This is a genomic window from Leptothrix discophora (assembly GCF_030705305.1).
GTDB lineage: Bacteria > Pseudomonadota > Gammaproteobacteria > Burkholderiales > Burkholderiaceae_C > Sphaerotilus > Sphaerotilus discophorus.
On sequence record NZ_JAUZEE010000001.1, the window covers coordinates 693,118 to 712,587 of the forward strand.

The 19,470-nt window shown below is 69.6% G+C and carries 19 protein-coding genes; 5 read left to right on the forward strand and 14 right to left on the reverse strand.

What is annotated here, in order from left to right:
* Position 1 precedes the first annotated feature (1 nt).
* Complete coding sequence (locus Q8X39_RS03115; protein ID WP_305748145.1) at positions 2-187, reverse strand: hypothetical protein; 186 nt, start codon at positions 185-187, stop codon at positions 2-4.
* A gap of 38 nt (positions 188-225) precedes the next feature.
* The gene (locus Q8X39_RS03120; RefSeq protein WP_305748146.1) at positions 226-492 is read right to left on the reverse strand and encodes a GNAT family N-acetyltransferase; all 267 of its coding nucleotides are present in this window, start codon (positions 490-492) and stop codon (positions 226-228) included.
* Between the two features lie 499 nt (positions 493-991).
* Here Q8X39_RS03120 and Q8X39_RS03125 point away from each other — a divergent pair, with 499 nt between their 5' ends.
* Complete coding sequence (locus Q8X39_RS03125) at positions 992-1,282, forward strand: Bor family protein (protein ID WP_305748147.1); 291 nt, start codon at positions 992-994, stop codon at positions 1,280-1,282.
* Between the two features lie 67 nt (positions 1,283-1,349).
* On the opposite strand, the gene Q8X39_RS03130 is transcribed toward Q8X39_RS03125, so the two are convergent.
* Positions 1,350-2,498 (reverse strand): substrate-binding domain-containing protein, encoded by a 1,149-nt coding sequence (locus Q8X39_RS03130; RefSeq protein WP_305748148.1) that lies wholly within the window; start codon positions 2,496-2,498, stop codon positions 1,350-1,352.
* Between the two features lie 9 nt (positions 2,499-2,507).
* On the reverse strand, positions 2,508-2,837 hold the full coding sequence (locus tag Q8X39_RS03135) for a hypothetical protein (protein ID WP_305748149.1): 330 nt from the start codon (positions 2,835-2,837) through the stop codon (positions 2,508-2,510).
* Between the two features lie 73 nt (positions 2,838-2,910).
* Here Q8X39_RS03135 and Q8X39_RS03140 point away from each other — a divergent pair, with 73 nt between their 5' ends.
* Positions 2,911-4,197, forward strand: coding sequence for an alanine racemase (locus Q8X39_RS03140; RefSeq protein ID WP_305748150.1), 1,287 nt, complete (start codon positions 2,911-2,913; stop codon positions 4,195-4,197).
* Between the two features lie 82 nt (positions 4,198-4,279).
* Positions 4,280-5,341, forward strand: a complete 1,062-nt coding sequence (locus tag Q8X39_RS03145; RefSeq protein WP_305748151.1) for an LLM class flavin-dependent oxidoreductase — start codon at positions 4,280-4,282, stop codon at positions 5,339-5,341.
* A gap of 43 nt (positions 5,342-5,384) precedes the next feature.
* On the opposite strand, the gene Q8X39_RS03150 is transcribed toward Q8X39_RS03145, so the two are convergent.
* The 10 genes from Q8X39_RS03150 to Q8X39_RS03195 all read right to left on the reverse strand — a co-directional run bounded on the left by Q8X39_RS03150 (position 5,385) and on the right by Q8X39_RS03195 (position 15,635).
* Positions 5,385-5,924, reverse strand: a complete 540-nt coding sequence (locus Q8X39_RS03150; RefSeq protein WP_305748152.1) for a YcnI family copper-binding membrane protein — start codon at positions 5,922-5,924, stop codon at positions 5,385-5,387.
* Between the two features lie 32 nt (positions 5,925-5,956).
* Positions 5,957-8,263, reverse strand: coding sequence for a TonB-dependent receptor (locus tag Q8X39_RS03155; RefSeq protein WP_407067960.1), 2,307 nt, complete (start codon positions 8,261-8,263; stop codon positions 5,957-5,959).
* Between the two features lie 281 nt (positions 8,264-8,544).
* Positions 8,545-8,952 carry a hypothetical protein gene (locus Q8X39_RS03160; RefSeq protein ID WP_305748154.1) on the reverse strand — a complete coding sequence of 136 codons (408 nt, stop codon included), beginning with the start codon at positions 8,950-8,952 and terminating at the stop codon, positions 8,545-8,547.
* A 113-nt stretch (positions 8,953-9,065) separates the two neighbouring features.
* Positions 9,066-9,320, reverse strand: coding sequence for a sulfur carrier protein ThiS (gene thiS / locus Q8X39_RS03165; protein WP_305748155.1), 255 nt, complete (start codon positions 9,318-9,320; stop codon positions 9,066-9,068).
* Between the two features lie 28 nt (positions 9,321-9,348).
* Positions 9,349-10,686 (reverse strand): NAD(P)/FAD-dependent oxidoreductase, encoded by a 1,338-nt coding sequence (locus Q8X39_RS03170; RefSeq protein WP_305748156.1) that lies wholly within the window; start codon positions 10,684-10,686, stop codon positions 9,349-9,351.
* 18 nt (positions 10,687-10,704) lie between these two features.
* A complete protein-coding gene (locus Q8X39_RS03175) occupies positions 10,705-12,552 on the reverse strand; it encodes an aldehyde ferredoxin oxidoreductase family protein (protein WP_305748157.1) in 1,848 nt (615 codons plus the stop codon).
* Positions 12,553-12,564: 12 nt separating this feature from the next.
* Positions 12,565-13,038, reverse strand: coding sequence for a 4Fe-4S dicluster domain-containing protein (locus Q8X39_RS03180; RefSeq protein ID WP_305748158.1), 474 nt, complete (start codon positions 13,036-13,038; stop codon positions 12,565-12,567).
* 196 nt (positions 13,039-13,234) lie between these two features.
* Positions 13,235-14,104 carry an ABC transporter substrate-binding protein gene (locus Q8X39_RS03185; RefSeq protein WP_305748159.1) on the reverse strand — a complete coding sequence of 290 codons (870 nt, stop codon included), beginning with the start codon at positions 14,102-14,104 and terminating at the stop codon, positions 13,235-13,237.
* Positions 14,092-14,919: an ATP-binding cassette domain-containing protein gene (locus tag Q8X39_RS03190; RefSeq protein WP_305748160.1), complete on the reverse strand. Its 828-nt coding sequence runs from the start codon at positions 14,917-14,919 to the stop codon at positions 14,092-14,094. The genes Q8X39_RS03185 and Q8X39_RS03190 overlap by 13 nt, the downstream gene beginning before the upstream one ends.
* Positions 14,916-15,635: an ABC transporter permease gene (locus tag Q8X39_RS03195; RefSeq protein WP_305748161.1), complete on the reverse strand. Its 720-nt coding sequence runs from the start codon at positions 15,633-15,635 to the stop codon at positions 14,916-14,918. The genes Q8X39_RS03190 and Q8X39_RS03195 overlap by 4 nt, the downstream gene beginning before the upstream one ends.
* A gap of 227 nt (positions 15,636-15,862) precedes the next feature.
* Between Q8X39_RS03195 and moeA the strand changes: the two genes are divergently transcribed.
* On the forward strand, positions 15,863-17,155 hold the full coding sequence (gene moeA / locus Q8X39_RS03200; protein ID WP_305748162.1) for a molybdopterin molybdotransferase MoeA: 1,293 nt from the start codon (positions 15,863-15,865) through the stop codon (positions 17,153-17,155).
* A gap of 292 nt (positions 17,156-17,447) precedes the next feature.
* The gene (locus tag Q8X39_RS03205; protein ID WP_305748163.1) at positions 17,448-19,187 is read left to right on the forward strand and encodes a PQQ-dependent methanol/ethanol family dehydrogenase; all 1,740 of its coding nucleotides are present in this window, start codon (positions 17,448-17,450) and stop codon (positions 19,185-19,187) included.
* Positions 19,188-19,470 lie beyond the last annotated feature (283 nt).

Genomic DNA, 19,470 nt, shown 5'->3' on the forward strand with positions numbered 1-19,470 from the left:
GTCAGAGCAGGTCACCGGCGTGGTCGGGCAGGTTGCGCAGCTTGCGCAAGGCATCCCGCAAGATGACCTGGGTCTGCGGCAGGTTCACGCTCAGCCCCAGCGTCTGGATCGCGGTCGGGCGATGACCCGACTTGCTGGTGAGGGTCCGACAACCGGTCACATGCAGGCCCACCAACTCGGCTTGCATGACGGCCTTGTAGCCTGCACCGAAGCGGTTTTCCGCGCTCAATCCCTGCGCACGGCAGGAAGGCTGATCTCCAGAAGGTTCTTCAAGGTCATGGGCATTCCCGCATCTTCTCCACCCGTGATGGCCCGAAACACCGCGCCGAACGGCATACCGAGTTGCTCCCGATACAAGACGATCATTGACGCACGTTCGGCACGCGGGTGCAGACGCAGACGGCCGTATCCGCTGTCCTGGGCCAGGTCGAGCAAGACAGTCATCAAGGCCCTGCCGAATCCGCGCCCCTGGTGTCTGGGCAAGACAGCCATGTCGAATAATCACAAGACCTTGCCGCGCGCCATCCACCCCAGTTCCTGGACGCCGGCGACGCCGACGCCGACCCAAATGCCATCGGCGCGGATGACGAAACGCGACGCCCATCGCCGACATCGCGGCGAGCTGTGCAAGATATTCGTCGGACCGCAATTCCCGCCAAGGCCCCTGCACCACCGGGCATGCCTGCGACGTATACGCGTCATGTTCTCGCAGAATTTCCGCAAGCTGACGAGGGGTTATCCTGAGAATTGGTGATTCCGACGTTCCGTCAATATCCCAGACAGGGCAACGACCAGGACCTGTTGGCCATCGTCTTCGAAACCAAACCGAATAAAACAAAACCAAACCGATGCAGAGCGGGACCAACAGGTTGACCGAAGCAGCTCAGAAGGCAAAACATTTCTCGCTTGGGCATTCTCATGCCGACCACGACGGACTAGGATAACCAGGCCAATGGCATTCACCCCACTTTTCCATTCACCGTCACACTGCATGAAACATCACCTGATCACCATCATCGCCGCATCGCTCCTGGCTGGTTGCGCGACCCAGAGTTTCGTCATCTCCGGGAATACGGATGAAGGGCCGACAGAACAGACCTCGCAGGCCTTTTTTGTCAGCGGCATAGGACAAAGTCGCATGCTGGATGCTGCGGCAATCTGCGGCGGACCGGCAAAAGTCCTGAAGGTCGAGACACAAGAAACCTTCCTGAATGGCCTGCTTGGCGTGATCACGATGGGCATTTACACGCCAAGAAACGCGAAGGTGTATTGCTCGAAATAATCTCCGGAATGGCCCCGGAACCGCTGCAAGTGGGGGACCACGATCAGGCTGAGCCGCCTGACCCCCCTCACCCCGCCGGCAACAACCCCAGCGGCGCCACCGATGCCTTCGGCTGGCGGAAATGCCACCACGGCAGGGCGCGGGTCAGGGACAGGACCTCGCCGGAGCGGGCGATCGACAGCGGCTGGTAGCCGGGCACGTCCTGCAGCGTCTGCTGCCAGTCGGCGCTGCCGAGCACGGCGCGCAGCTTGAGGACCGCCGGGTGGTCGAGGGCGTCCTTCAGGCAGACGAGGAAGTAGTCCTCCTCGGCCAGGGGCACGAAGGCCAGCCCGAAGGCTTGCGCGGCCGCCTCGATGCCCATGCCGACGTCGCCCAGGCCGCTGGCGATGGCGGCGGCGACGGCCAGGTGGCTGTCCTCTGCGGCCTGCTCGCTGCGGCTCAGGGCATCGGCCGGCAAGCCGGCCTCGTGCAGCAGGTGATCGGTCAGCAGGCGGGTGCCGGAACCCGTCTGGCGCTGCACGAAACGCGCGCCGCTGCGCACCACGTCGGCCAGCGTGCGCACGGCCAGCGGGTTGCCCGGCGCGACCATCAGGCCCTGGGCACGGCGGCTGAAGCCGATCAGCTTGTGCTGGCCCGGCTTGAGCAGCGGCTTGAGCGCCTGCGCGAACAGCTTGGGCGAGTCCGGCAGCGGCGGGACATGGAAGCCGGCGATCAGGCAGCGGCCCTCGGCCAGCGCCCGCAGCGCGTCGACGCTGCCGGCAAAGCGCAGCTCGACGTGCAGGCGCTGCTGGCGCGAGGCCAGCTCGCGCAGCGCCGGCAGCGCCAGGTCATGGCTGGCGTAGACGGTCAGCACGTGCTGGTCGCCGTCGCGGGCTTCGGCCAGTGCGCGTTCGAGCTCGACCCGCAGCGCCTCGATGTGCGGCGTCAGGCGGGTGCGGGCCCGCGTCTCGGCCCAGACCAGGCGTTCGGCGAAGGGCGTCAGGCGCGCCGGCTGGCCCTGGGTCCAGCTGACCAGCGGCTCGCCGAGCACGTCCTGCCATTGCTTGAGCGATCCCCAGACATGCCGGTAGGACAGGCCCAGTGCCTTGGCCGCATGCTGGATCGAGCCGTTCTCGCGCACGGCCCAGAGCAGGTCGAACAGCGGGTTGCGAACCTGCGCGCCTTGCTGCGCACTCGGGTCGAAGCTGTACTGGAGGTGGACGCCGAGGGTCTTCATCACGATCCTTCAGCCGCCGCCACGGCGGGTGTAGAGATCGAAGTAGCGCATGAAGCGGGCACGCTCATCGGCACTGCAGCCCTCGAAGGCGAAGGTCACCGCCAGGCGCGGCATGCGCAGCAGCGCGATCTGGCGCGGCGGGAGGGTCTCCCAGTCCAGCCGCAGGACGGCAGCGGGCATGTCAGGGTCCAGCGCGACCTCGGCGCCGTGCTCTCCGACACGGCGCCAGGTCCGCCCGCCGATGGCACCGGGCAGCCAGGCCAGCCATTCGGCGACGGAACAGCCCTGCTCGCGCCGGAAGGCGGCAGGGATCTCGGCTAGGTGGGCGGTGGCGGTCATGGCCGTGATTATTCGTCCTGCCGCCGCGGCCTATGCTTGCGCCGTCATCGTTCTCCCGACTTCCGGCCCGCCCATGACCCGCACCGACCCGCTCCTCGACGCGTCCTTCAAGGGCTACCCGCCCGATGCCCCGCCGCTGCGCTGCTCGCAGATCGGCGCACAGGGCTGGCATGTCCTCGGCGACGAACTCCCGCTGCCGCTGGCGGTGCTGGACCAGGCCGCGCTGGTCCACAACGTCGGCTGGCTGCAGGCGCTGGTCGAGCGCGAGGGCATCGCGCTCGCGCCCCACGGCAAGACCACGCTGTCGCCGCAGCTGTTCGCGGCCCAGCTGGCGGCCGGCGCCTGGGGCATCACCGTGTCGCAGTTGCGCCAGGTCGACACCGTGATCGCGGCCGACGGGCGCCACGTGCTGGTGGCCAACCAGGTCGTGCAGCCGGCCGAGCTGCGCCAGCTGGCGGCCTTGCTGGCGCGCCATCCGGACCTGCGGGCGCCCTTCCTGGTCGACTCGCCCGATCAGGTCGCCGCCGCCGAGCGGGCCGCACCGCCGCAGCCGCTGGAGGTGCTGCTCGAAGTCGGCCTGGCCGGTGGACGGACCGGCTGCCGCACGGTCGAGGCCGCGCTGGCGCTGGCACGGTCGATCCGCGCCAGCACCGCGCTGCGGCTGGTGGGCATCAGCACCTACGAGGGCCTGTGGGGCAGCGGCGACGACGCGAAGGACGGCACGCTGGTGGCTGGCCTGGTGGCCGACACCCACGCGCTGGCAAGGGCCTGCGAAGACGAGGACCTTTTCGAGGCCGACGAGGTCATCCTGAGCGCCGGCGGCTCAGCCCTGTTCGACCTGATCGCCCCAGCGCTGCGCGGCCCGAGCGGTGCGCAGGCGCTGCGGCGGCCGGTCCGCGGCCTGCTGCGCTCGGGCTGCTACGTGACGCACGACGACGGCCACTACCAGCGCCTGGTCCGCCACGCCAACCGCCGACAGGGTTGCAGCGACGCGGCCGGCCTGCGCGGCGCGCTGACGGTCTGGGCGGTCGTGCAGGCCACGCCGGAACCGGGACTGGTGATCCTCAACGCCGGCAAGCGGGACCTGTCCTTCGACATGGGCCTGCCGCAGCCCAAGGCGATCTGCCGGCGCGGCGAGCGCCAGGCCGGTGCCACGCCCGCCGGCTGGCAGGTCGTGGCATTGAACGACCAGCACGCGCACCTGCGCCTGAACGAGGCCGACCCGGCGCTGGCGCCGCGCATCGGCGACCGCATCGGCCTGGGCATCTCGCACCCGTGCACGACCTTCGACAAATGGCGCTGGATGCCGGTGGCCGACGCCGATGGCCGCATCGTCGACGCGATCACGACCGCGTTCTGATGCCCCGGTCCAAGCCCCGGTCCAAGCCCAGTTCCAAGCCCACTTGACAGCCCAGCGGCCCGGCGCGCGGCATGATGACCGCATGAACGCCGTCACCGCCCCGAATCTCCGCGCGACCCTCTCACCGCCCACGCTCCCGCTGTCCGTCCTCGACCTGGCCCCGATCGCCGCCGGCGAGACCGCCGCCGACGCCCTGCACCACAGCCTCGACCTGGCCCGCCATGCGGAGGCCCTGGGCTACCGCCGCTACTGGCTGGCCGAGCACCACAACATGGACGGCCTGGCCTGCTCGGCCACCGCCGTGCTGGTCGGCCACATCGCCGGCGGGACCCGCACGATCCGGGTCGGCTCGGGCGGCGTGATGCTGCCCAACCATGCGCCGCTGGTGATCGCCGAGCAGTTCGGCACGCTGGCCACGCTCTACCCCGATCGCATCGACCTGGGCCTGGGCCGCGCGCCGGGCACCGACCGTGCCACCGCCCGCGCCCTGCGCCGCACGCTGCAGGGCGGCGACGAGGACAGCTTCCCGCAGGACGTGCTGGAACTGCAGGGCTACCTGGACGCGCCCGACGAGCACCGACCGCCCGAGGCGGTGCGTGCCATCCCAGGCATCGGCACGCAGGTGCCGATCTGGCTGCTGGGATCGAGCCTGTACAGCGCCCAGCTGGCGGCCTACCTGGGCATGCCCTTCGCGTTCGCCTCGCACTTCGCGCCCGACCAGCTGATGCAGGCGCTGCAGGTCTACCGCGACACCTACAAGCACAGCGACAGCCACCCACGCCCGCACGCGATGGTCGCGGTCAACGTGGTCGCGGCGGACGACGACGCGACGGCGCGTTTCCAGTTCACCTCAATCCAGCAGCGCTTCCTGGGCATGGTGCGGGGCCGGCGAGGCCCTCTGCCCCCGCCGGTCGCCGACATGGACAGCCTCTGGAGCGACCCCGAGCGGGCCCAGGTCGAGCGCATGCTGGCCGTCTCCGTGGTCGGCGGACCGGCGACGGTGCGAGCCGGCCTGCAGGCGCTGGCCGAGCGCACGGGAGCGGACGAGCTGATCGTCGCTGGCGCGATGCACGACCATGTGGCGCGTCTGCATTCCTACGCGATCGCCGCCGCCTGCGCGCCGGTCGCGGCCAGCCTGCGCTGACCCGGACCGGACGCCCGCTCCCGCGCGGGCGCAGGCATCACGCTCAGTGGGCGTGGGCGGCGTGCGGGTCCGCCGGATGCACGTTCAACAGCGCCGCCGGAGCCTTCAGGCCCTTGGTGGACGTGCCCGAGGCCGGCACCTCGGCCCAGTCGATCTGGCCCTGGTCGCAGACCTGCAGCACCTTGAACCACAGCGGGCCGGGCTGGTCGGGCAGCTGGCCGCGCAGCACGAAGCTGTCGTACCAGGCGTCCTGCAGCCTGGCCTCCGGCGACTGGGCGGTCCAGCGGATCTCGCTCACGTCGTCGGCGATGGTCTTGCCGTGGCTGACGTAGGGCTGGGCCAGCGCGCTGCGGGTGATGTCGATCTTCCAGCCGGCCTTGGGCGTGGGCTTGGCGCCCTTGAAGCCAGCCGGCAGGCGAACGACCACCGTGTGGACGGGCGTGCCGTCGCAGCCGTGGCCGACCTGAAGCGCGGCCTTGTAGTACGTGCCGGCGATGGCATCACCCTCCTCCAGCGTGACATGGGCCTGCGCGCCGAAGGCGGCGATCAGCAGGGCGGCGGCAAGGGTCAGGTTCTTGAGCATGGTCATTCCTCGGGTCTCGTTCGGGTTCAGGTTCAGCGCAGGTCGTACTTCAGCTGCACGCTGGTGCTGCGCTGCGGGTAGGGGTGGAAGTTCCAGTAGGTCTGGTTCATCAGGTTGTCGATGCCGAAGGCGGCCGACAGCTCGCGGTCGATCTGCCAGCGCACGCGCAGGTCGGCCACGGTGAAGGGGCTGACCCCCTGATAGGTCTGGCCGTTGACGTCGGCGTTGTTGAGCGTGCGGAACTGCTGGCCGCTGTGGCGAACGGCGAGCGTGCTGGTCCAGTCCGCGTTCCAGCGGTAGCTGGCCAGCGCGGTGACACGCCAGCGGGCCACGTTGGGCTGATGCTTTCCGAGGGTGTCGCCGGCCGTGCTGACGAAGCCGGCGTTCTCCTTGATCAACGAGTCCGCATAGGTCACGCTGGCCTGCAGGTCCAGGCCGCGCAGGGCGATGCCCTGGCCGTACCAGACCGACTCGACGCCCTGGGTGGCGACGCGGCCGACGTTCTGGACCCGCGAGATGTTGCGGTTCGCCGCGCTGTCGAACAGCGTCTGCGAATAGATCGCGTCCCGGGTCGACTCATGGAACCAGGTCAGGCGCAGGCTGCCGTCGTCGAGTTGCTGCTCCAGGCTCAGCTCGCCGGTCACCGAACGCTCGGGGCGCAGGTTGGCGTCGTTGATGAACTGGGCGTTGGTGCTGGCCGTGGCGCCGTACAGCTCGGCCACCGTGGGCATGCGCAGCGCCCGACCGACAGCGGCCTTCAGCACGGTGTCGGACGCGGCCTGCCAGGACAGCGCGGCCTTGGGCGACCAGTGGGTCTCCTGACGCGCCGCATGGTCGGTGCTGCTGCCGTTCAGGAACAGGGTGCGGCCCTGGTCGGCCTGCCAGCGCTCGCCGCGCAGCCCCAGCACCGTCTTCCAGTCCGGCGCCAAGGACCAGACGTCCTGCGCCCACAGGCTGCGCAAGCGGGTCTCGCCGCCGACGTCGCTGGTCTGGGCGCCGGCACCGTCGCTCAACCAGTTGCCGGTGACGTTGGCGGTCTTGTAGGACAGCTGGTAGCGCTCCTGCTGCACCCCGCCCTCGACGATGTGGGCGCCGCCCACGCCTTGCGGCCGCCAGATGCCCTTGAGCGCCAGGTTGTCCCAGCCGGTGCCCGCACCGTCGGCGATCGTGCCGGCACCGCCGCTGTGGGCGGTCGCCAGCGTGTTGCTGGCCGCGTTCTGGCGCTTCTGGTCACGGCCGTAGTCGTAGAGGCTGGCGGCGGCTTCCCAGTCGAACTCGCCCAGCGTGCGGCTCTTCAGCGACAGGCCATGCATCGTGTGGGTCAGCTTCTCGCGGGTCAGCGCGAAATCGCCACCGGTCAGCGCGCCATAGGAACGGCCGTCGATGTTGACCACCCCGCTGCTCACGGTGTTGCCGCTCGCGTCGCGCAGGTAGGAAGCCGGGTAGCCCTCGGCGGTGTTCTGCCACAGGCCGAAGGTGTAGGCCGCACGCAGCGTCGGGGTCAGGCGGTACGCCAGCTTGAACTTCAGGTGATCCTGCACCGTGTGGTACTGGGTGCCGGTGCCGATGATCTGCCAGGGCCGGTTCTGGTTGTCGCGGTCGAGCACCGCACCGGTGACGGGCGTGCCGGCCGAACCGGCGGTGCCCGAGCTGACCAGGCGGGTCGCGAAGGTGAGCGGCTGGCCCTCGCTGTCGGTGCGGTTGACGTTGAGGTACCACTGCGCATCGCCGACCTGGTTGCCCAGCGCGGCGCTGGCCTGCCAGGTGTCGTAGCTCGTGTTGGTGTTGTAGAGCTTGAAGGGCTGGTGGGTCCAGCCGACCTGGGCATGGGCCTCGAACCGGGTCGGCATGCGGGTCGTGTAGTCGACCACCGCACCGACCGAGTTGCCGGGGTAGGCGGCCGAGTACGGGCCGTACATCACGTCCACACGCTCGATCTCCTCGGGCGTGACCAAGCCCCAGCGCGGCGGGAAGCTCAAGCCGCCGACGCCGTTGCCGAGGAAGTTCGACAGCAGCACGCCGTCGCCGTAGACCGCCGAACGGGCGCTGTTGCCGGTGCCCGAGGCACGGCTGGACAGGATGGCGTGGTTGTAGTCGCCGATGTAGCGCTTGCGCACCAGCAGGCTGGGCAGGTACTTGAGGGCGTCCTCGCTGTCGGTGGCGTTGATGGTGCGCGCGATCGTCCCGGCGTCGACGCCCTCGACGCTGGCGGGGATCTGCACCGGCAGCGAGGTCGGCTGGCTGGCGCGGATCTCGACCACGCCGAGCGACTTGACCGGGCCGGTGCCGGTGGCCTCATCGGCCTGTGTCGGCGTCGGGGATTGGGCATGCCCGTGCATCGGCACGAACAGCAGCGGCAGCGCGGTGGCGACCGCCAGCGTGAGGGGTTTCAGGTCCGGGCGGACGGAACGGTGAGGGGCACCTTGGGCAGACATGAGCGTTCTCCGGCCACGCCGAGACGGCCGCGACGTTTCCGGCGGCACAGGTCGATCGACGTGCTTGGTTCAGGGGTCGACACCGGGCTCGCGCCGGCAGAGCCGGCGGCGGCGTCAGGACAGGTTCGGACGGAAAGGGGCAGCTGCCGCGCGGCGGTCGTCGGACCGCCCGGACACCCGCGCGCTCAGGCCTGGGGAGGGCCGCGAGCGGGCTCGAAGCCGCTCGCCAGTTCATGCAGGACGACCGTGCACGCCGCAGCGACGCGCAGCAGCCGGGCCGGCGCATGCAGCGCGACCGCCGGCAGGTCCGACGGCGGCGCCATCGACGTCCAGCAGGCGGGGCACTTCAGCAGGTCGTGGGCGACCGCAGGCGCCGCGTCGGCAGGCTCATCGAACGAGCCAGCGGAGTCGACCGAGACCAGCGGTGCGCCGCCCATGCCGGGCACCGCACACCAGGACTTCAGGTCGAAGCCACCCGGCTGGGCCCGCGCGGCCAGCACCGGGTTGACGATGCCGGCGACCAGGAAGGCCACGAACCACATCACCAGCCACAAGGCGTGGCGGCTGCGGGACGGGACGGTGGGGCGCGACATGGCTCGATTATCGAGGCCCGATGCACGCCAGAAACGACGCAGCCCCCGTCCAGGCGGGGGCTGCAGTCGGTGGGCGGCGAAAGACGAGGAAAACGTCGCTGAAAGCAGCCGGTTCAGCCCCCGGCCACCGGTGGCCAGATGGCCAGCACGTCGTCAGGCTGCAACACGCGGGTCGCGCGTTCGGCTGGCGGCACGAACACGCCGTTGACCAGCACCAGATGGACCAGCCTGGGCGGCAGGCGGTGCTGCTCGACCAGGTCGACGATGGTGGTGGTCGCGGGCACGTCCAGTTGGACGACGTTGCCGATGCGGCCTTCGCTGGGCAGGTACTCGCCCAGCGTCGCGTAGAGCTTGAAGGTGATGCGCATGGTGCGATCCTGCACCGGTAGCGCCGACTCAGCCACGGACATGGGCCCGCGCCGACTGGCCCTGGGCGCAGGCCAGGTAGGCGGCCATCAGCTGCGTCGGGTCCTCCAGCAGCTTGTCCTTCCATTCGCCGAGCCTGACCTGACCCTCGACCAGCCCACGCATCACGCCGACATGCTGGATCCAGCCGATCGCATTGCAGCCGACCAGCCGATCGCCGCTGAATTGCAGGCTCAGGTGCCGGCCGTTGGCCGCATCGGTCAGCTCGACATGCTCGCCGCCGGGCACGCCGTCCCACTTGCCGAAGCTCGCCGAGATCATGCCCAGCGTGTCCAGCACGTTGATCTGCGTGACGCCCTTGAGGTCGGCGCTCGGCTCGCCGACCTGGCCGGCCATGTTCAGCGCGGCCACCCGGGCCTGCTCGGCCGCGTTGGGCTGGATCGCGCTGACGATGGTCGTGCCACTGACCTTGTCGAAGGCCTCGGCGCAGTCGCCCGCCGCGTAGACGCCGGGCACGTTGGTCTGCATGTGCTCGTCGGTCAGCACGCCGACCAGGCAGGTGATGCCCGAATGCTCCAGGAAGCCGATGTTGGGCCGCACGCCGGTGGCGCTGATGACCAGATCGGCATCGATCTTCTCGCCGGTCGACAGCCGCACGCGCATCGGCGCCGACGAGGCGGGCGAGCCCAGGCCGATGGCCTGCGCAACCTTGCCCAGCAGGCCGGGCTCGGCATCGCGCTCGATCGCCTCAGCGCGGGCGCCGGTGTGGACCTTGACGCCCTTGCCCTCGACCCACTGCTTGATCATCGTGCCGGCGGTCGGGCCCATCATGCGGGGCACCATGCGGTCACCCATCTCGACCACCGTCAGCTGCACGCCGCGCATGGCCAGCGCTTCCATGATGATGCAGCCGATGAAGCCCGCGCCGAGCTGCAGAACGCGCGCGCCCGGCTGGGCCAGCTTCATGATCTCGCGGGCGTTCTCCAGCGTCCAGCAAGGGTGGACGCCGGGGCCCTGGATGCCCGGGATCGGCGGCGTCGCCGGCGACGAACCGGTGGCGATCAGCAGCCGGTCATAGGCGACCCGGCTGCCGTCCTGCAGCTCGACCGCCCGGGTCTGCACGTCGACCTTGGCGGCGCGACCGCGCAGCAGCGTGATGCCCTGGCGAGCGTAGTGGTCCTCGCCATGGCGCAGCTGGGTCCCGTCCTCGCCGACCTTGCCGATCAGCAGGTAGGGAATCGCCATGCGCGAGTACGGCGCCTCAGGCTCGTCGCCGATGACCACGACCTCGTCGTTCGGCGCGTGCTTGCGCAGGGTCTCGGCGGCGATCACGCCGGCCGGACCCGCTCCCAGGATCACGTGTTTCATGCAGTCACCGTGACCCGTTCAGAGACCGAGGCGCGAGCGCGTCTCGGGCTTGAGCTGGCCGTCGCTGTCCCAGCCGCGGATCTCGTAGTACTTGGGCAGCATCTCGGGCAGCTTGTTGACCAGGCCCTTGGCCGGACCGGTCTTGGCCGGCTCGTTGAGCAGGCGCGGGGGCAGCGTGTCGTCCTTGCTGGTGAAGCCGGCGCGGTTGTTGAAGTCGCGCTCCATGTTCCAGATGCGTTCGCCGATCTGGTTCAGGTTCTCCAGCGTGAACTCGTCGCCGCAGGCGGCCGCGACCTGCGGCTGCACGTCGGCCAGCGTCCAGGCGAAGCTGGTGAAGATGCAGATGCCGGCGGCGTCGAAGGCGGCCGTCGCGTCCTGGAAGGCCATGACCAGCTCGGGCTTGCCGTCGGCCGTCAGCGGATCGGTCTTGACCGGGATGCCCAGCACCTCCGAGGCCACGGTGTAGCTGCGCAGGTGGCAGGCGCCGCGGTTGGAGGTCGCGTAGGTCAGGCCCATGCCCTGGATGCCGCGCGAGTCGTAGGCCGGGAATTCCTGGCTCTTGACCGTCATCGACAGCTCGGGGTGGCCGTACTTGGCGCACAGGCGACGCGAGCCCTGGCCGATCTCCTTGCCGAAACCTTCGCCGCGGGCGGTGATGTCGACGAAGTGGGCCAGCGCCTGGGCCGAGCCGAACTTGGCGTCAATGCCCAGCTGCTCGGCCGTCAGCACGCCCATCTCGTAGAGCTCCATGACCGCGCCGATGGTCGCGCCGAACGAGATCGGGTCCATGCCCTGCTCGTTGCAGATCACGTTGGCGTACTGCAGCGCCTCGAGGTCGTTGACACCGTTGGCCGCACCCAGCGCCCAGGCCGCCTCGTACTCCAGACCGCCCGAGGCGCCCCAGTACTGCGGCTTGTTCTCGACCGTGAAGTGGCCCTGGTCGATCTTGGAGATCCGGCCGCAGGCGATGGTGCAGCCGAAGCAGGCCTGGTTGGTCACCAGCTGCTTCTTGCCGTCGGTCGCGCGCGGGGTGGCCATCGCCTCGGCGGAGATGTCCTTGGCGCCCTCGAACTGGATGTCCTTGTGGTTGCGCGTGGGCAGCGCACCCATCTCGTTGATCACGTTCATCAGCACCTGGGTGCCGTAGGTCGGCAGGCCCTGGCCGGTGACGGCGTTGTCGTGAAGGATCTTCTTCTTCTCGAAGGTGACCTTCATGAACTCCTTGGGGTTGGCGATGTTGCCCACGCCCTTGGTGCCACGCACGGCGACCGCCTTGAGGTTCTTGCTGCCCATGACGGCACCGACGCCCGAGCGGCCGGCCGCCCGGTGCAGGTCGTTCACGACGGCCGCGAACAGGACCTGGTTCTCGCCCGCCAGGCCGATGCTGGAGACGCGCAGCAGCGGGTCCTGGTGCTGGGTCTTGAGGGTCTCCTCGGTGACCCAGACGCTCTTGCCCCACAGGCCCGAGGCGTCGCGCAGCTCGGCGACGTCATCGGCGATGTAGAGGTAGACCGGCTTCTCGGAGCGGCCCTCGAAGATGACCATGTCCCAGCCGGCCATCTTCAGCTCGGCACCCCAGTAGCCGCCCGAGTTCGAGCAGGCGATCGCGCCGGTCAGCGGCCCCTTGGTGACGACGGTGTAGCGGCCACCGGTGGAGGCCATCGTGCCGGTCAGCGGTCCGGTCGACCAGATGATCTTGTTGTCCGGCGACAGCGGATCGACCTTGGGATCGATCTCCTCGACCAGGTACTTGGACGCCAGTCCGCGCGAACCGAGGTACTGCCTTGCCCAGTCCATCTTCAGCGGCTCGGACGTCACCGTGCCGGCGCTCAGGTTGACGCGAAGGATTTTTCCAGCCCATGCCATGTCGTTTGCTCCTTACGCGGCGGTTTGGTTGCCGAGCTTGTCCGCCCAGGCCTGCATCTTGTTGAGACCGGTCCAGTTGGCGTCGATGTAGGTGATCGCGCCGGTCGGGCAGGCTTCGGCACAGGCCGGTTCGCCGCCGCACAGGTCGCACTTCTGGACCTTGCCGGTTTCCTGGACGTAGTTGATCGTGCCGAAGGGGCAGGAGATCGTGCAGACCTTGCAGCCCACGCAGGTCGAGTCGTTGACGACCTTGGCGCCGGTGACCTTGTCGACCGTGATCGCCTCGACCGGACAGGCATGCAGGCACCAGGCCTCGTCGCACTGGGTGCAGGTGTAGGGCACCTTGCGGCCGGTCTCGTGGAAGTCGAACACCTTGATGCGCGACTTGGCCGTCGCGAACACGCCGTAGTTCTCGTACGAGCAGGCCATTTCGCACTGCAGGCAACCCGTGCACTTGTCCGGGTTGATGTGGAGGCTCTTCTGCATGACGGGGTTCTCCGCAGTCGTTCCGTGGGTGGATGGGCGCATCCCGAAGCACGAGGCTTTCGGAAGCTCTATGCAATGATCTGCATAGGGACCGGCGACGGATACCTAGGCGTTACCCCTAGGTTTCATCCGGTTATCCGGGGCAACCCGATGCCGTGCTCCAGGCTGACACGGCAGGGGCGCCGGGCGATGCGCCTCAGCGTGCCGCGTTCGGGAAGAACAGCTGCTCGCCGCCGATCTTGTAGGCCGCGATGGCGCCCTGCCCGGCCGGCGAGACCACCCAGTCGACGAACTGCTGACCGAGCGCCTGCTTGACGTGCGGGTGCCTGGCCGGGTTCACCAGCATCACGCCGTATTGGTTAAAGAGTCGGGTGTCGCCCTCGACCAGCACGGCCAGGTCGGCGCGGTTCTTGAACGACAGCCAGGTACCGCGATCGGCGAGCACGTAGGCGCCGGTGCTGGCGGCCATGTTCAGCGCGGGGCCCATGCCGCAGCCGCATTCGCGGTAGCCGGCGGGCTTGGCCGCGCCGCCGCCGATGTCGCTGCCGGCCTGCTTCCAGTAGCGCAGCTCGGCGGCGTGGGTACCGCTCTTGTCGCCGCGCGAGACGAAGGTTGCGCCCGACGCCGTCGCCAGCTTCTGCAGCGCCGCGACGATGTCGCGGCCCTTGACCTTGGCCGGATCGGCCGCCGGGCCGACCAGCACGAAGTCGTTGTACATGACCGGCAGGCGCTTGACGCCCCAGCCTTCGGCGACGAACTTCTCCTCGGCGACCTGGTCATGCACGAAGACCACGTCGGCATCGCCACGACGACCCATGTCCAGCGCCTGGCCCGTGCCCAGCGCGACCACGCGGACCTCGGTGCCGGTGGCGGCCTTGTACTGCGGCAGCAGGTGGCCGAACAGGCCGGACTGCTCGGTCGAGGTGGTCGAGGCCACGACGATGAACTTTTCCTGCGCCACGGCCGGCAGCGCCAGCGACAGCAGGCCGATCGCGCCGAGTGCGGCGACCAGCAGCTGACGACGGGCCGGAACGGTCGATCGGTTGCGCGTGTTCAGGTGGTCCATGGGAGTTCGCCTTTCAGGAATTGCGCCGCAGCGGGCGGCAAGGTGTCGTGGAAGAAGCGGTCCACCGGCAGGTCGACGACCAGTCGGCCGGCTTCCAGGTGGATCACCCGGTTGGCCAGGCGCTTGGCCTGGCCGAGGTTGTGCGTGCTCATCACCAGCGTGACGCCGTCACGGGCGAAGTCGTCGATCAGCGTCTCGACCTCGCGCTTGGCGCTCGGGTCGAGGCTGGCGGTCGGCTCGTCGAGGAAGAGGATGTCGGGCCGCAGCGCCCAGGCCCGCGCCAGCGCCAGGCGCTGCTGCTGGCCGCCCGACAAGGCCCGCGCCGAACGCTCGGCCAGCGACTGCAGGCCGACCCGCTCCAGCGCCGCATCGGCCCGCTGACGCCGCTCGGCTCGTGGCACACCGGCCAGCCACAGCGCCAGCGTCAGGTTGCGGCGCGCCGTCAGGTGCAGCAGGAAGGGCCGCTGGAACAGCATCGCCATCACCGGCACCCGGCCCTGCCCCGCCGGCCCCTGCGCATGCAGCGTGCGCTCGCCGGGCCCGTCGATCAGGCCATGCAGGCAGCGCAGCAGCGTGGTCTTGCCCGAGCCGTTGGCGCCGACCAGCGCGAGCCGGTCGCCGCGCCGCAGCGTCAGGTCGACCTCGGCCAGCGCCTGGACCGTGCCGAACACCGCGCCCGCGCCGCGCAAGGTGATCAGCGCCGGCCGGGACGCGTCGAGCGCCAGCGGGGTGGCATCGAGCGCCAGCGGGGCCGCATCGAGCGCCAGCGGGCCAGCATCGATCGACCGGGGCACACCGCCGAGGACCGCGCTCATCCGACCGCTCCCTCGCCCGCCGCGCGCAGGCCCTGTGGCTGCAGCCAGTCGACCAGCGCGTTGATCAGCCCGACGACGCCCAGCAGCAGCAGGCCCAGCGCCAGCGCCAGCGGCAGGTCGCCCTTGCTGGTCTCCAGTGCGATCGCGGTGGTCATCACGCGGGTCACGCCGTCGATGTTGCCGCCGACGATCATCACCGCGCCGACCTCGGCCACCGCGCGGCCGAAGGCGGTCAGCAGCACCGTCAGCACCGACAGGCGCTCGTGCAGCAGCACCAGCAAGGCGCCCATCAACGGGCCGGCACCCATCGAGCGCAGCTGGTCGCCGCCCTCGGCCATGCCGTCGATGACCAGCCGGCGCGTCAGCGCCGCGATCAGCGGCACGACCAGGATGCTCTGCGCCACCACCATCGCCGTGGGCGTGAACAGGATGCCCAGCGTGCCGAGCGGGCCGCTGCGCGACAGCAGCAGGTAGACGATCAGGCCGACCACGACCGAGGGCAGCGCCAGCAGCGTGTTGAGCAGCCAGACCGCGAGGCCATGGCCGGGAAACCGCGTCACCGCCAGCCAGGCGCCCAGCAACAGCCCGAAGGCTGCGCCGATCGCGCAGGCGGTGCCGCTGACCTGCAGCGACAGCGTCACGATCTGGCGCACCGCCGGGTTGCCACTGGCGATCAGGTCGAAGGCGGTGGACAGGCTCAGCGCCAGCGTCGTCATCGCGGCGCTCCCGACGCGCAGGGCTGTGGGCGCGGGCCCGACAGATAGGAAAGACCGTTCATGTGGCGTGGGATTCTGCGGATCTTGTCCTGGCGTGGCGATATGTGTCGACGTGCATAGCAAGACCGCCAGGCCAGCCGGCGCACGAGGGCTGGCTAACATCTTTGGACGTCCTCCCTGTCCGCGCCACTCCCACCGCCCCCATCCCACCGCCCGCCACCCACACGATGACCGCAGCCCTCGGCCCCTCTCCCCTGATCAGCGGCGACGCCCACCTGAGCGTCGACCAGGCCCGCGCCACCATCGCCAACGCGCTGCAGCCGATCCACGGCGACGAGGTGGTCGCGCTGCACCAGGCGCTCGGCCGGGTGCTGGCCGAGCCGGTGATCTCGCCGATCGACGTGCCGGCGCACGACAACTCGGCGATGGACGGCTACGCCTTCGCGTCGACCGACCTGCCCGGCAGCGGCCAGGTCGCCGATCTGCGGGTGGTCGCCACGCTGCATGCGGGCGACATGCCGACCGTCCCGGTGCCACCGGGTGGCTGCGTGCGCATCATGACCGGCGCGGTCATGCCGTCCGGGCTGGACACCGTCGTGCCGCAGGAGCTTTGCCAGACCGTGGAACGCGACGGACAGCCCTGGATCACGCTGGCGGCCGGCGTGGTCCAGCCTGGCGAGAACCGCCGGCTGGCCGGCGAGGACCTCGCGCGTGGCAAGCCCGCCGTGCCGGCCGGCCGGCGGCTGCGTCCGGCCGAACTGGGCCTGATCGCCTCGCTGGGCATCGGCCAGGTGACGGTGCGGCGGCGCTTGAAGGTGGCCGTCTTCTCGACCGGCAACGAGTTGCGCAGCCTGGGCGAGCCGCTGGACCCCGGCTGCATCTACGACAGCAACCGCCACACGCTGATCGGCGCGCTGCAGCGCCTGGGCGTCGAGGTGGTCGACCTGGGCCTGGTGCGCGACGACCCGGCCGCGCTGGAGGCCACGCTGCGGCGCGCGGTCGCCGAGGCCGACGCCGTGCTGACCAGTGGCGGCGTCAGCGTCGGCGATGCCGACCACACCCGCGCGCTGCTGGCGCAACTCGGCCGGGTCGACTTCTGGAAGGTGGCGATGCGTCCGGGCCGGCCCTTCGCCTTCGGGCCCCTGGCGGGCGGGGACGGCCAGCCGCCGCGCTGGCTGTTCGCGCTGCCGGGCAACCCGGTCGCCAGCCTGGTGACCTTCTACGCCTTCGTGCGCGAGGCGCTGCAGCAGCTCGGCGGCGCCGAGGTCCAGCCGCTGCCGACGCTGCGGGTGCGCTGCGAGACGCCGATCCGCAAGCGCCCGGGCCGGACCGAGTTCCAGCGCGGCATCGTCGCCCGCTCTGCCGACGGCGGCTGGTCGGTGCGGCTGACCGGCGCCCAGGGTGCCGGCATCCTGCGCAGCATGAGCGAGGCCAACGCGCTGGTCGTGCTGGGCCATGAGCAGGCCTCGGTGGCCTCCGGTGAACAGGTCGAGGTCTGGCTCTTCGACGGGCTGGTCTGAACGCGGAACAGCCCGTCACGCCCACACCGGTGGGTTTCCCTGAGGGGGGTTTCCCATCGGTGCGACCTGTGACAACGGCACGATGGACCCGAGCGGCCACCGGCGCGCAGCGGTGTCACTTGCTCAAGCCTGGCACACCTGACTCGGACTAACCCGCAAGCACCGGGGGTCAAGCACCGCAGGATCTGCGCTGGAAACGCTTTTGTGCATTGGCACGCTTGTTGCCCTTGAGAGGTTCCCGGACGGCCCTTGTTCCCGCCGTCCTGACACACCTCGCCGAGGAGACGTTTCCATGAAGATGAGATTGCTGAGCCTGCTGGTCGCAGCTTCCCTGTCGTCCCTGACCGCGCAAGCGGCCGTGACCGACAAGATGATCGAGAACGATGCCGCCAGCACGGGTGACGTGCTGAGCTGGGGCCTGGGCCAGCAGGGCCAGCGCTATTCGCCGCTCAAGCAGATCAACCCGTCCACGATCAACAAGCTCGTGCCGGTGTGGTCGTTCTCGTTCGGTGGCGAGAAGCAGCGCGGCCAGGAGTCGCAGCCGGTGATCCACAACGGCAAGATGTTCGTGACCGCGTCGTACTCGCGCATCTTCGCGCTGGACGCCAAGACCGGCGCCAAGCTGTGGAAGTACGAGCACCGTCTGCCCGACGGCATCATGCCCTGCTGCGACGTGATCAACCGCGGTGCCGCGCTGTACGACAACCTGGTGATCTTCGCCACGCTGGACGCCCAGCTGGTCGCGCTGAACCAGGACACCGGCGACGTCGTCTGGAAGGAAAAGATCGACGACTACGCCGCCGGCTACTCGGCCTCGGCCGCCCCGCTGATCGCCAATGGCCTGCTGCTGACCGGCGTGTCCGGCGGCGAGTTCGGCATCACCGGCCGCGTCGAGGCGCGCGATCCCAAGACCGGCGCGCTGGTCTGGACCCGCCCGACCGTCGAAGGCCACATGGGCTACACCTACGACAAGGACGGCAACAAGAAGGAAAACGGCATCTCCGGCACGACCGGCCAGAGCTGGCCGGGCGACCTGTGGAAGACCGGCGGCGCGGCCACCTGGCTGGGCGGCACCTACAACCCGAAGACCGGCCTGGCCTACTTCGGCACCGGCAACCCGGCGCCGTGGAACAGCCACCTGCGCAAGGGTGACAACCTCTTCAGCTGCGCCACCGTCGCCATCGACGTGAAGACCGGCAAGATCGTCTGGCACTACCAGACCACGCCGAACGACGGCTGGGACTTCGACGGCGTCAACGAGTTCGTGACCTACGAGGAAGGCGGCAAGGTGCTCGGCGGCAAGGCCGACCGCAACGGCTTCTTCTACGTCATGGACGCGAAGAACGGCAAGCTCGAGAACGCCTTCCCCTTCGTCAAGAAGATCACCTGGGCCACCGGCATCGACCTGAAGACCGGCCGTCCGAACTACGTGCCCGAGAACCGCCCCGGTGACCCCACCGCCGGCTCCGACGGCAAGAAGGGCAACTCGGTCTTCTCGGCGCCGTCCTTCCTCGGCGGCAAGAACCAGATGCCGATGGCCTACTCGCCCGACACGAAGCTGTTCTACGTGCCGGCCAACGAATGGGGCATGGAGATCTGGAACGAGCCGATCACCTACAAGAAGGGTGCCGCCTACCTGGGCGCCGGCTTCACGATCAAGACCCTGGGCGATGGCCCCATCGGCGCGATGCGCGCGATCGACCCGAAGACCGGCAAGATCGTCTGGGAAGCGCCGAACAACGCCCCGCTGTGGGGTGGCGTGCTGACCACCGGCGGCAACCTGGTCTTCTGGGGCACCCCGGAAGGCTTCCTGCAGGCCGCGGACGCCAAGACCGGCAAGATCGTCTGGAAGTTCCAGACCGGTTCGGGCGTGGTCGCCCCGCCGGTCACCTGGAGCGAAGGTGGCGAGCAGTACATCGCCGTGGCCTCCGGCTGGGGTGGCGCCGTCCCGCTGTGGGGTGGCGACGTGGCCAAGAAGGTCAACTACCTGGAGCAGGGCGGCTCGGTCTGGGTCTTCAAGCTGACCAAGTGACCCCGGGCTTGATCGGCTGAAGGGCTGATCGACCTTCCCCCCGTCGATGCGACCGGCCTGCCGGCTGGCCGTGACCAAGCAAACGGCGACCCCACGGGGTCGCCGTTTCGCTTGGGCGGGAACGATTTCATGCCGGCCCGCCGACACCCATTTGGGTTTCCTGCACCGATGTGAGTCATATCGCCCACCCACTCCAGCACGCCAGGGCGGACACCTCCTGTCCCTGTTGACGCTGCATGCCGGCCTTTTCCTCATAGGCAATGAGGTTTCAGGAGGTTTCCGC